Source organism: Dermabacter vaginalis, assembly GCF_001678905.1.
GTDB lineage: Bacteria > Actinomycetota > Actinomycetes > Actinomycetales > Dermabacteraceae > Dermabacter > Dermabacter vaginalis.
The window spans coordinates 1,220,500-1,232,580 of the sequence record NZ_CP012117.1 but is presented as its reverse complement, the minus strand read 5'-3'; the positions used below and the strand labels follow the sequence as shown (position 1 = coordinate 1,232,580).

Annotated in this window: 10 protein-coding genes; 1 reads left to right on the top strand and 9 read right to left on the bottom strand. The window is 62.4% G+C overall.

Features of this window, described 5'->3' with window-relative positions:
* Nucleotides 1-23: 23 nt before the first annotated feature.
* From DAD186_RS05345 to DAD186_RS05325, 5 genes are all read right to left on the bottom strand, one after another.
* The gene (locus DAD186_RS05345; protein WP_065247813.1) at nt 24-2,861 is read right to left on the bottom strand and encodes a DEAD/DEAH box helicase; all 2,838 of its coding nucleotides are present in this window, start codon (nt 2,859-2,861) and stop codon (nt 24-26) included.
* Nucleotides 2,858-3,793 (bottom strand): diacylglycerol/lipid kinase family protein, encoded by a 936-nt coding sequence (locus tag DAD186_RS05340; RefSeq protein WP_065247812.1) that lies wholly within the window; start codon nt 3,791-3,793, stop codon nt 2,858-2,860. Before DAD186_RS05340 ends, DAD186_RS05345 begins: the two co-directional genes overlap by 4 nt.
* The gene (tatC, locus tag DAD186_RS05335; RefSeq protein WP_065247811.1) at nt 3,790-4,677 is read right to left on the bottom strand and encodes a twin-arginine translocase subunit TatC; all 888 of its coding nucleotides are present in this window, start codon (nt 4,675-4,677) and stop codon (nt 3,790-3,792) included. The genes DAD186_RS05340 and tatC overlap by 4 nt, the downstream gene beginning before the upstream one ends.
* Before the next feature lie 72 nt (nt 4,678-4,749).
* Nucleotides 4,750-5,193, bottom strand: a complete 444-nt coding sequence (gene tatA / locus DAD186_RS05330; protein WP_065247810.1) for a twin-arginine translocase TatA/TatE family subunit — start codon at nt 5,191-5,193, stop codon at nt 4,750-4,752.
* A 109-nt stretch (nt 5,194-5,302) separates the two neighbouring features.
* Nucleotides 5,303-7,261: a WYL domain-containing transcriptional regulator gene (locus tag DAD186_RS05325; RefSeq protein ID WP_157457090.1), complete on the bottom strand. Its 1,959-nt coding sequence runs from the start codon at nt 7,259-7,261 to the stop codon at nt 5,303-5,305.
* A gap of 38 nt (nt 7,262-7,299) precedes the next feature.
* Here DAD186_RS05325 and DAD186_RS05320 point away from each other — a divergent pair, with 38 nt between their 5' ends.
* Nucleotides 7,300-8,406 carry a DUF3866 family protein gene (locus DAD186_RS05320; protein WP_065247808.1) on the top strand — a complete coding sequence of 369 codons (1,107 nt, stop codon included), beginning with the start codon at nt 7,300-7,302 and terminating at the stop codon, nt 8,404-8,406.
* On the opposite strand, the gene DAD186_RS05315 is transcribed toward DAD186_RS05320, so the two are convergent.
* The 4 genes from DAD186_RS05315 to fmt are packed head-to-tail and all read right to left on the bottom strand — an operon-like array spanning nt 8,396 to nt 12,065.
* The gene (locus tag DAD186_RS05315) at nt 8,396-8,860 is read right to left on the bottom strand and encodes a PH domain-containing protein (protein ID WP_065247807.1); all 465 of its coding nucleotides are present in this window, start codon (nt 8,858-8,860) and stop codon (nt 8,396-8,398) included. The two genes, DAD186_RS05320 and DAD186_RS05315, sit on opposite strands and share 11 nt — an antisense overlap.
* 8 nt (nt 8,861-8,868) lie before the next feature.
* On the bottom strand, nt 8,869-9,546 hold the full coding sequence (gene rpe / locus DAD186_RS05310) for a ribulose-phosphate 3-epimerase (protein ID WP_065247806.1): 678 nt from the start codon (nt 9,544-9,546) through the stop codon (nt 8,869-8,871).
* Between the two features lie 12 nt (nt 9,547-9,558).
* Nucleotides 9,559-11,121 (bottom strand): RsmB/NOP family class I SAM-dependent RNA methyltransferase, encoded by a 1,563-nt coding sequence (locus DAD186_RS05305; RefSeq protein ID WP_065247805.1) that lies wholly within the window; start codon nt 11,119-11,121, stop codon nt 9,559-9,561.
* Nucleotides 11,118-12,065 carry a methionyl-tRNA formyltransferase gene (fmt, locus tag DAD186_RS05300; RefSeq protein ID WP_065247804.1) on the bottom strand — a complete coding sequence of 316 codons (948 nt, stop codon included), beginning with the start codon at nt 12,063-12,065 and terminating at the stop codon, nt 11,118-11,120. The genes DAD186_RS05305 and fmt overlap by 4 nt, the downstream gene beginning before the upstream one ends.
* Nucleotides 12,066-12,081 lie beyond the last annotated feature (16 nt).

Genomic DNA, 12,081 nt, shown 5'->3' with positions numbered 1-12,081 from the left:
GACTGTTTCTCAAAACAGCGCTTTTACATATCTTGAGCCACGATCCCGCGCAAAAGCTGAAGGCGTGCCTTACGTGCGGTTGCGGCAACCCCCGTGTGTGCCTCCCCCGGGACGTGAGCGAGATGGTCAAGAAGGTCGATGACCTGCCGAACGTGGCGAACAAAGTCTCCGGGCGCCACGGGAATATTGCCTACCGACTGTGCGAATCCTTCCCCGTGCGCCCAGCGGTACACGGCCGAGCACAGACCAGGGTGTGGAGCGGGAGTCTGCTCGAGCCCGGCTCGCCTTTCCTGAACGTTGATGTCATCGACGAGGAAGGAGAGGGCATAGAGGGCGCGGGTGACGGCGCGATCGTCATGGTCCTCGCTCCCGCCATCATCGCGTCGAGGCTCGTAGCTGAGGGCGCTCGCAACCGCTGCAAGCGCGTCCGGCGAGAGCCTCTCGAGGACCCCTTGATCGAGAGCCTCGCACACGATAAGGTCGCGCTCCGAATAGACGCGTTTCAGTAGCTCGCCCTTCGAAGTCACGCTGACGTGCCCTGCGGCGTCGGCCTCCCCCACATACCCGAGCGCTTCAAGAACTGCCCTCACGCGGTCGAATTGCCGCACAAGATGAGAAGTGCGCTGGGTGACTGTTCGCTCGGCACGGGCCGCCTCGCGTGCCGCCTTCCGATAGCGGGAAATCCATCGCATGTGCTGCTCGCGCTCCTCGCAGTGATGGCACGGATGTGCGCGCAGTGCTTCGCGAAGTTCTACCAGAAGAGGATCGTGGTTGGGGTTAGCCGTTTTCCCCGTTGAACGGGCCCTCACAGCCTTTCGGGGCGACTCTTCACCGCGAAGCTTTTCGCGCAGTGCCGAGGCTGTGTCCTTACGTACGCGAGCGCTTCGTATGCGGTCAAGGGAGGGGACCCTCATTGTTTCGAGAACCATGGGACTCGCGGAAAAATCCTCGGGGTAGAGATCCCTGAGCTGCCCCTCCCGAGTCACGACCCATACTCGTGGCCCCTTCACGGTTTTCTCGTGGTCGATCACCACGGCAAATCCCGAGCGGCGCCCGCCGGGGATCGCAATAATCTCGCCGCGTCGAAGTTTGCCAACGATTGAACGGGTGCGCTCGCGCTGTTTATCGGCACGGTTGCGGCTCAATTCCTTTTCTCTCGCGGAGATTTTTTCGAGGATGTCCGCGTATTCGGCGATATCGCCCTTCGAACAATGCATCGCCTCGCGATACTGCTCGGCCACGTCGTGCTTTTCGCGCGCCTTGCGGGCTTGCGCGACAACGCTTCGGTCTGTGTGAAACTGCGCGAAACTGCTTTCAAGCGTTTCGTAGGCCTCTTCGAGGCTGTAGCGGCCGAGCAGGTTGACGGCCATGTTGTAGGTGGGCCTGAATGCCGAGCGGAGTTTGTACGTGCGCGTTGAGGCAAGCCCGGCGACGTCCTGGGCCGCTACCGAGGATCCGACCACGACCACCGCATGTCCCTCGACGTCAATACCGCGGCGCCCTGCGCGCCCCGTGAGCTGCGTGTACTCGCCCGGGGTGATCTGCGCATGTTCTGTGCCGTTGAATTTTGTGAGCTTGTCGAGCACGACCGTGCGTGCGGGCATATTGATCCCGAGCGCGAGCGTTTCCGTTGCGCATACGACCTTGACGAGGCCCCGCGCGAAGAGATCCTCAATCACGGCTTTGACCGCGGGAAGCTGCCCGGCGTGGTGAGCGGCGAGTCCGTTCATGGCTGCGCGTTCGATTCTGCCGATCCCCAGTGCGTCGTAGTCATCCGCGCGCACATCGCCGAGCGCGGCCCGAAAGGCTTCCTTAATCTGAGAACGCTCCGCGTCATCGGTCAGACGCACGTTCGCGCGCATGAGTTGCGATACGGCTTGATCGCAGCCGCTTCTGGAGAAAATGAAGAAGATGGCGGGAAGCATGCCCTTCTTCTCGAGGAGGAAAACGACATCCGCGCGGCTCATGGCGCGAGGACGCATCTGCTGGTCATGGCGACTTGAACGTCGGTGCCCGCGCTGGTCCTGGCGCCGATCACGATACCCCCGCCGGCCCGACCTTCCGTGCTTGCGGCCCCGCCCGCGGCGGTTGGATCCGTGGCGGCGGTCGGAGGGGACCTTCTCCCACGAGTCCTTGCCGATCTCGGCAAGCAAGGGATTGACCTCGCGGTAGCGTCTATGCGTAAAGGGGCCGTGCGAAGGCGTCGCCTGGCCATCTTCGTCGAGAAACACGTCGATGAGTTCGTGATCGCTGAGAACGTGCTGCCACAGCGGAATTGGCCGGCGCTCCGAGACGATCACCTCCGTGCTTCCGCGAACTTCCTCGAGCCACGCGCCAAATTCTTCGACATTGGACACTGTCGCGCTAAGCGCCACGAGCTGCACGCTGCGGGGCAGGTGGATGATGATCTCTTCCCACACGGGTCCGCGCATGCGGTCGGCGAGGTAGTGGACCTCGTCCATGACGACGTAGCCGAGCGAGTGAAGCGTGGGGGAATCGGCATACATCATGTTGCGGAGGATCTCGGTCGTCATCACCACAACCTGTGCCTCGGAGTTGATGTTGACGTCACCCGTCACGAGCCCCACGGCTTCGTGCCCAAGCCAGTCGACGAGTTCCTGATATTTCTGGTTGCTGAGCGCTTTGATGGGGGTTGTGTAAAACACCTTGACCCCGTGGGCAATCGCGCGGTGCACCGCGTACTCCCCAGCGATGGTCTTCCCAGCCCCGGTAGGTGCGGCGACGAGTACAGAGCTTCCGCGATCGAGCGCGTCCATGGCGTTGAGCTGGAAGGGATCGAGGTCAAACGAGAAACGCCCGGTGAAGCCCTCGCGGATGTTGGCGATCGTGTGCTCACTCATACTGTTCCTTCCTCTGTCTCGTCGTCGTGAAGGGGTGGGGACAGGATGCTCACCGCCCCGGGCAAAACCCGCGCGTGAAGCGGGAGGAACGAACGTGACTCCCCATCGCTACATACCTCCAGCGGCTCGCGCGAGCCGATCCTCAGGCTCGTGCACCGCGTGAACGTATATTGCTCGAGACTCGCATGAGTACCGGAGAAAACGCGAGGGAAAAACCGCACAAGTCCAGCGCGCGGGATACCCGCGACGCTCACCAGTTCGAGTATGCCGTCATCAAGGCGCGAGGATGGGCAATATTTCATTCCCCCACCGAAGTAGCCCGAGTTGCAGAGCGTCAGAAGTGAGGCTTCGAACTCGGTGCGGGCACCACAGTCGATTTCAACCCAGTACTCGCGTGGCCTGTACGCGAGAAGTTCGCGCGCAACCGCAGCCGTATACCCGTAGCGGGAGCGGTTCGCGCGTGCGTTCACGATGGCATCGAAACCCATGTTCAGGTTGCCGAGGGCGATCACGCTCTCGGTTTTCCCCTCGGCTTCAAAGTGGGTCTCAATCGCGTCGATGCGTTGCTCAGGGCGTGCAAGCGCGGACACGATGGTGCGCACGGCGGCGTCGGGATCACCAAGAGGAAGCCCGAGCGCACGGGCCAGGTCGTTTCCCGAGCCGGCCGGGACGATGCCGAGTCGTGTGCGGGACCCGCACACGAGAGAGGCGCCGAGTGCGACCGTGCCGTCTCCTCCCACGACTACGAGCGCATCGAGCGTGTCGAGAACCGCACGTGCACGGCGCCGGGCTGTGCGCGCATCGGGGGCGGAGAGATCGACCACCGACAATCCAGCCACGCTGAGAAGCGCGCAAACATCATGATCGATGGTGCCGGCTCGACGCTTTGCCGCATATGGGTTCGCGATCACGCCGACTCGCAGGCGGTTCATGAGTCGTTCGAGCCACCCGAATCCTTGTGGGAGTCGGCGTACGCGTCGTCGAGAGACTTCGGAAGCGCGATCTCCGACGGAATGTACTCGCCGGATTCCGTGAAGGCCGTTTGCTTCTTGAGCCGCTTTTCGCGCCGAGTCTCAAGGATGTAGGCCACAAGGACGGCACCGAAGAACAGGACAAGGAAGGGCGAGGTCACGAGCAAAAGCGTGATCGGCTCCGGGGTAGGCACCATAGCCGCGGTGAAAATGAAGCTTAGGAGGATTGCCCAGCGCCATCCCTTGAGGATTGTGCGCCACGGGAGAATTCCCACGATGTTCAGCGCAACAAGGAACACCGGGTAGATGAAGGCAATCCCAAACACCATGCAGGTTTTGACGACGAGCTCGATGTAGTCGCGGAACTCCACGAGCTGAAGAACTTCCTTGTTCGGCCCGAAGGTCATGAGGATCGGTATCGCGCGCGTGATCGCGAAGTATCCGAAGATCGCGCCGGCGAGAAAAAGCGGCCCCGAGGAGAACAGGAAAGACAGTGCCCAGCGCTTCTCATTCTTTTTGAGACCGAGTGAAATGAACGCCCACGCTTGGTAGACGATCACGGGGATGCTCAGTGCGACACCGATGTAGGCGGCGAGCCTCAAGTGAGTTTCGAACGTACCGGCAACACCGCCGATGTTGATCGCAACGTTATACCCGAGGCCTTTGAGTTCGCGGAACGGTACGGCGAGTGCCTCATATAGCGGGTAGTAAAGGAACCAACCGGCAATCGAGAAGAGGACCACGAACACCGCGACGATGAAGATGCGGTCACGAAGTTCGGCGAGGTGTTCGCCAAGACTCATGCGCCCTTCCGGATCGCGGGGGCGTTTCTTCTTTTTTGCCACGTGTGTCGCCTACCCTCAGTTTCTGCCCGGTCCTCGCCAGTGGAGGGCCGGGCACGCTAGATGCGTTTCGTCTCAGTCGCGGCGGTAGAGGTCGTCAGAGCGGCCGTCGCCGAGGAAGTCCTCTCGATCGCGAGCCTCGCGCACCGGTTCTTCACGGCGGAAGTCGTCGCGATCATCGCGGCGGTAGTCACGGTCGCGATCGTCACGACGGTAGTCACGATCACGGTCGTCGCGGCGGTAGTCACGATCACGATCCTCACGGCGGTAGTCACGATCACGGTCGTCGCGCGCGTCGTACGAACGCTCGCCGCGCTCACGCTTGACGTCGATCGAGGCCTCGGTGTGGTCGCCATTTTCATCATCTTTGCGCATTTCAGAAACCTCGCTCTTGAAGATGCGCATGGACTCACCCATGTTGCGCGCGAGGCCCGGAAGCTTGTTCGCACCAAAAAGCAGCACGATCAGTACGAGAAGAATCAGAATCGGCCAAGGGCTCCGAATGAAACCTGTACCCATGTTTAATCACCATCCAAAGCGTGTGATGTGTGTGCCGAGGAGATCGACACGTGAAAATATTTTCGCATAGACACCACCGGTCAGTCCGGATCGTCTCGGCCGCTCCAGCCTACTCCCCTAGATGCGCGACCTTGGTCTCAGCCACGCCACGCACGGCCTCCCGAATGTGATCCGGGTCAAGAATTTCTACCTCGCCCCCGGTTTCGAAGACCGCCGCGAGCAGAGCATGAGGTGAGGACGGCGCGATGCGCGCGATGATCCGCCCAGAATCGGGTTCAGCGCGAAGATCCTTCGCCCCGAACGCCTCGAGGACCCATCGGGCCTTGTGGCCGATGGCGAGCGTCACGCTAGGCCATTCCTCTAGCGGGAAGGAGAGCGGGGTCGTGCGGTCACCGATCTCAGGGGCGTAAGGATCGCCGGGGGCCCACGATTCGACGATGCGATCGGATCGAAATTCCCTCTCGGCTTCGGAAAGCTCGCAGTAGGCGCGAATGTAGAGCATCCCATATCGAGAACTCACCTCGAGCGGCGCAATATCGCGCACGCTCACGCCCTCTCTGGTGGGAGGCGAATACATGATCCGCACGGAGCCACCCCGCGCGTGGGCGCGAAGAACGCGACGGAGGGCTTCAGTTTCTTGGGTCGGTGTTGGATCCGACGGCACCTCGGCAACCGCCGTCCCTTCGGGCAGCAGCGCGGTCAGCTTGGAGGTCAATCCCCTGAGATCCTCACTCGGGAAGCTCGTGCCCGATTCGGAAAGCGCTTCGAGTCCCATGAGAAGCGCACTCGTTTCGCTCGCGCTGAGCTGCATGGGATGGGCCAGCGACTCGGCGCCGGAGATGGACACGTACCCGTCGTCGCGAATCACGTCGACCAAGTCGTCGTACCCTCGCGAATAGTCCCCCGCGTTATAGATGACGTCGAGATCGGCCTCAAGTTCCTCGTTCGTGAGGCCAAACTCTTTCGCCATCGTCGCCGTGTCGACCTCGCCGTGGGCGTGCAGGTAAGCAATTTCGGCGCTGAGGCGCGTCAGTTCGCCTTCGCCGCTTCCCACGTCGCGGGCGCGTTTAAGCTTGATTTTTTCAAAGGATCTAGCCTCCTCCCAGGTGAGTGAAGGCGATCCAGCGTGCAGGGCGGCAATGCGTGCTCTTGTGCGCTCCCACGTGAGGGCAAGCGCACTCTCTCCTTCGAGGCTCACCCACAGGGGTTCGGCCCACGCTGATTCGAGCAGTCCCCTCGCGCGCGATGCGGGCAGGTCGATCACGGATTCGGCGGCACTCAGGCCTAGGGCCGTGCGCAGTGCAAGGGCCTTGAAGGGGGCAATGCGCACGCGTATGGGAGGGCTTTGAGGCTCATCATCCTCGCGACTTCCCGATTCGGAGAGCAACTCTCGTATAGGGGGATGAGCGTGGCGTGGATGCTTTGCCTCGGGACCTTCGAGGGGAATCGATTCGATGCGGCTCACACGAAACAGGCGTGGGGCCTCGCGTTCGAGGTCGAATCCATAGAGGTACTCGCGGCCGTCAACAACATCGAGCGCCCACGGCTCGACTTTGCGCCTTTGTGCGTTCTGCGAAGTCGACGAGCGATAGGAAAAAACAACTGACTGCCGCGATTCGAGCGCCTCGAGCAGCGGCGTCGTTGCCGGAGAAGAACCGAGCGCGCCGCGCGCCATTTCCGCCGCGGTCGAAATCCCGTAAGACGCGAGCTTCGCACGTATACGCGCACCGAGGCTCCCGGTGGATTCAGCGTTCCACATCGCTGCGGCCGAAGCGAGCATGAGCCGTTCTGTTTCAGTGAAGGAGGCGGTCGTCGCTCTCCCCTCGCGCACGGATGCGGTGTATCGAAGGGTCGAAGGATTCACGAGGTCAGGGTGAGAGGACACGTCAAGACCAAGACGACTGAGTCGCGCAAGATCACGCGCGAACTGGCGACGAACGCTTGTGGGATTCATGCGGTCGTAGCCAGGCACGAACTCGGTGATTTCCTCACGCGTGAGACCCCTCGTGCTCGACGTGAGGGTCAGGGCGAGGCTCAAAAGACGCTCGACATTATGGGTGGGTGGCACGCGTTAAGACTAGCGCGGCGGCTCGATAAGCTTGGGGCATGATCGCGCAGGAAACAGGAACGGTGCTCGAAAAACGAGATGCGTGGCCGGGTGTCAGCCGGGTGTGGGTTGCACTTGATTCCGACGGTAGCCGCGTGAGCGCGCTCTCGTATCTCGACATAGTTGGTACTCCCAAGCCGGGTGATCGACTCCTTGTCAATACGAACGCGCTTCGCAAAGGTCTCGGGACAGGCGGGGATGCCTTTGTTGTCGCCAATCTTGATGCCGAGGGCGAGACTGCGCTGCCGGAAGGGCACATGATGAAGGCGCGCTATACCCCTCAGCAAATGATGGTGAACGCACTTGACGACCCGGCTTCGCAGTCTCACGACGCCATTGACGCTCTTGAGGACCTCGAGGGGATGAGCGTGGTGGTCGCCGGTTTGCATTCAGCCGTCGGCCCCATCGCTGCAGGTTTTCGCGCCCACTCCCCCGCGGCTCGCCTCGTGTATGTGCACACGGACTGGGCTGCGCTTCCCGTAGCGTATTCTCGCGCGAATGCGCGCCTGCGCGAGGAAGGCCTCCTCGCGGCCACGATCAGCGCGGGGCAATCCTTTGGCGGCGATGCCGAAGCGGTGTCCATCCCTTCCGCGCTCGCCGCCGCGCGCGCTCACTTTGAAGCCGATGCTGTGATCGTCGCCCAAGGCCCCGGCAACCTCGGTACGGGCACCCGCTGGGGATTCGGCTCGATCGCGATCGCCGATGCCCTCCACGCCGCCTGTGCCATGGGTGCCCGCGCGATTCACGCACCGCGAGTTTCCGAAGCCGATCCCCGCGAACGCCACGTGGGTCTTTCCCATCATTCTCGAATCGTGCTCGAACGCATGCTTTTTCCGAGTGTCGAAGTGCCGTGCGTGCCGGCGCCGAACAGGCGTGAGATCGACGAGAGCATCGCCGGATCATACGCGAGCATCAATAGGGCTCGCCTTGCGCGCGGGGCGCAGCAGCATCACGTTGTCGAAACCTCACCTGACGGCCTCGAACAGGCACTGCGCAACCTCCCCATCCGCGTCTCGACCATGGGCCGTGGCCTCGACGAGGATTACGCGAGCTTTCTCTATAGCGCCCTCGCGGGTGCCCTCGCGGCGTCGGAGGCTACGAGGTAAGCGAGTGTTCCTCGATAAGTGAATTGAGTTCGCGTGCCATGGCGACTCCGCGGGCCCCGTCGGCCCGTTGAGCAGCCATGACTGCGTAGGTGTCGCCGTCGGCCAAATCCACGTGCGCCCACGGATCGCCTTCCGGGAAGCTCACCCCGATGAGTTCGGGCCACTCAAAGCTCCGCGACGAAAAGGCATTTCGTATGTGCACGTGGGTGGCGTTCGCCATGACCTCCACGCTCGCGTGGCGGTGGCAGAACCACCCCACGAGCAGGGCAAGCACAACAAAACCGAAGGAGTCAAGAATTCGGTGAATGATGAGCGGGAGCGTGAGGGCCATAGCAACGCACGCGACGGCGAAGATTCCCGCGACGATGTACCCCCACGTGCGCACCGCGCGGGGGCGAAATGTCACCGGAAGGGCGTCAGGACCTCCATCGGTGCGCGGCAATGAGGCATTCATGGAGGGGGTTAAGCGTGGCGGTGAGCGCGCGCAAGAGCGCGCAGTGCGTCGATTTCGGCCGCAGCGTCGGGAGCCTTGTACACGGCACTTCCCGCAACGAAAACATTCGCGCCCGCTTCCGCGGCACTCTCAATCGTGGTGCGCGAAATGCCCCCGTCGACCTGGATCGAAACCTCGAGGTTCCGCTCGCTGATCGCCTTCCTTGCGCGGCGCACCTTAGGAAGCATTGATTCTATGAACGACTGGCCGCCAAAACCCGGTTCAACGGTCATCACGAGGAGCATGTCGAACTCACCAAGGATGTCCATGAGCGGTTCGACGGGCGTGGCGGGGCGTAGTGCCACCCCGGCCTTCACCCCCTTGGCACGAAGTTCCCGCGCAAGACGCACGGGCGCACTCGAAGCCTCCACATGGAAAGTGACCGACTGGGCTCCGGCTTCCGCATAAGCAACGGCGTCTCGGTCGGGCGAATCAATCATGAGGTGCGCGTCGAGAGGAATTGGCGACCGCTTCGCGATCTGTTCGACCATGCTCACACCAAACGTCATGTTCGGCACAAAGTGCTGATCCATGATGTCGATGTGCGCGGCCTCGGCGTTGTTGATCCGGTCCAGTTCGGAACCGATCTGCATGAAGTCGCAATTGAGAATTGACGGGTGGATGGTCGTCGTAGACGTCGAATACACGGTGGAACTCTCCTATTGAACGTGCGAGGTGGTTGTGGCATCGGTCTTTCGCAAAAGCGCGAGGAACATGGCGTCGGTGCCGTGCACGTGCGGCCACAACTGCACGTAGGGACCATCGCCAAGATCAATGTCGCCCGCATCGCTACGGAGTCCCGCGCGAACCGCCTCTCGTGCATCGATCACCTCGAGATCTTTATGGCGACGTTGAGCCTCCTTCACCACGAGAAGAGTCTCATTCGCGTGGGGCGAGCACGTCACGTAGGCAATGATCCCGCCGACTTGGGCGGACTGCACGGCGCTCTCGAGGAGTTCACGCTGCAGACGCGCGAGGCCGCCGAGGTCTCCCGGCTTCTTCCGCCAGCGTGACTCGGGTCGGCGACGAAGAGCGCCGAGGCCCGAGCACGGAACGTCGGCAAGTACGCGCGAGAACTGCTCCGGGAATCTCTGCCCAACCTCGCGTCCGTCGGCCGTGAGCGTTTCCACCTCGGCACCTGCCTCAACGAGCGTGGCGACCGAGCGTTCAACGAGGCGCGTGCGGTGTTCCTGAAGCTCAACCGCCATGATCTCGGCGTCATGGGTAATGCTTGCTCCAGCAAGCAGTGCCGTTTTCCCGCCGGGGCCGGAGCACAGGTCAAGCCAGTGGTGATCGGGCTCGGAAACGAGGGTATCCGCGCCCAGCGCAAGGGCGAGTGCGACGAGCTGTGAACCTTCGTCTTGAACCGCGGCACGCCCCTCTTCAACCGCGGGGATTTGGCCCGGATCTCCCCCCGGCCACGCCATGGAGAACAATGACCATCTACCGGGCTTCGCGCCCGACCTCGTGAGTTCGTTCTCATCCGTCAGGCCCGGACGCATCACAAGGCTGACGGACGGAGCCTCGTTTTGGGCCGCCAGAAGCGCGTCAATTTCGCGTGGATCTCGACCGTGTGCCTTGAGGGCCTCGCGTAGCGCCCGCACAATCCACTCTGGGTGCGAATACGTGATCGAGAGGAAGCGATCAGCGTTTTCGTCGCGTGAGGGCACGACGATGTCGAGCCACTGCTCACGAGTGCGTTCGCCGACGCGCCGAAGCACCGCATTCACGAGGCTGGCCGAGCCGGCGCCCGTCACTTCTCGGGCGAGGCCCACGGTTTCGGACGCCGCGGCGTGCGCCGCGACTTCCATATCGAGCATTTGGTAGGCGCCGAGGCGTAGGACGTCGAGGACGGCCGGTTCGATTTTCGTGAGAGGTCGATCAACACACTGCGCGAGAACCGCATCGAGCCGGCCTTGTGCGCGCAGGGCTCCATAGAACAGCTCAGTGGCGAAAGCCGCGTCGCGACCCTCGATGCGGTGACGACGAAGTACGGCGGGGAACACGATATTCGCATAAGCGTCCTCGCTGCTCACGCGCCTTATAGCCTCGTAGGCAGCAAGGCGTGAAGGCGTTGTGTGGCGTCGGCGTTCGCTAGGGCGATGACGCGAATAGCCTTTACGTGGGCCTCCCTTACCGCGCGAGCCGCTGCGTTCGTGGCCGGCATCATTCCTGTGCCGCTGCGTGTGTCCCCCGCGGGATTTCCTCGGCTTCTCACTCATGCCGCGCTCTCCTCGTCTAGGCGTTCGCCAGTTTCAAGTCGGGCGCCGCGCGCCCAGTCGGCCGCGCCCATGTGTTTCTTTCCGGCTGGACCCACGATCGTGAGTTCAATTGGTCGCGTCGCCGTTCCAAGAAAGACTTTCTTTTTCGTCACGCCGAACTCCCCCGGGGCGAGAATCATGCCTTCCGGAGCCTCGGCAGCACCGACCCCCAAAATTTTAAGGCGGGCGCCTCGGACGCTCGCAAAAGCTCCCGGATTCGGGGCAAATGCTCTGATGTGAGCGGCAACGTCACTCGCGGGTCGAGCGGGATCAATCGCGGCTTCATCGGGGTGGAGCTTACGTGCGTAGCTTGCCCCCTCCGAAGGCTGCTCCACGAGCGTGAGCGAATCGGCTTCAATCGCCTCCATAACGTCGACGAGCACCTGCGCGCCGTGAGCACCCATGCTTTCGAGCATCTCGCCAGCCGTCGCGAGCGGCGGGATTTCTTGCACTTCCTGTCGTGCGAGAGGTCCGGTGTCAAGCCCCTCGTCGAGTTTAAATACGCTCACGCCGCTCTGGCTCAAGCCCTGCTCGATCGCGCGCTGGACGGGAGCCGCGCCACGGAAAGCGGGCAGCAGGGAGAAGTGAAGGTTGAAGAACCCGTGCGTGAGAGACGAAAGAACGCGTGCGTCGAGAATTTGGCCGTAGGCCACCACCGCCGCGACCTCAGCACCGGTCTCGCGAATCCAGGCGAGGGTCTCATCACTTTTCGCGTCCGCGGGTTTAAGCGTGGGAATGCCTCGCTCCTGTGCGAGCGAGGCGACGGGTGAGGGGACGAGTTTATTGCCGCGTCTCGCACGTGAATCGGGCTGAGTGAGCACCCCCACGACCTCGTGTGAGGAATCGGCGAGTGCAGCAAGGCACGTCGCGGCGACGTCGGGCGTTCCGGCAAAAAGTATTCGCATGATGCCTCGAGTCTAC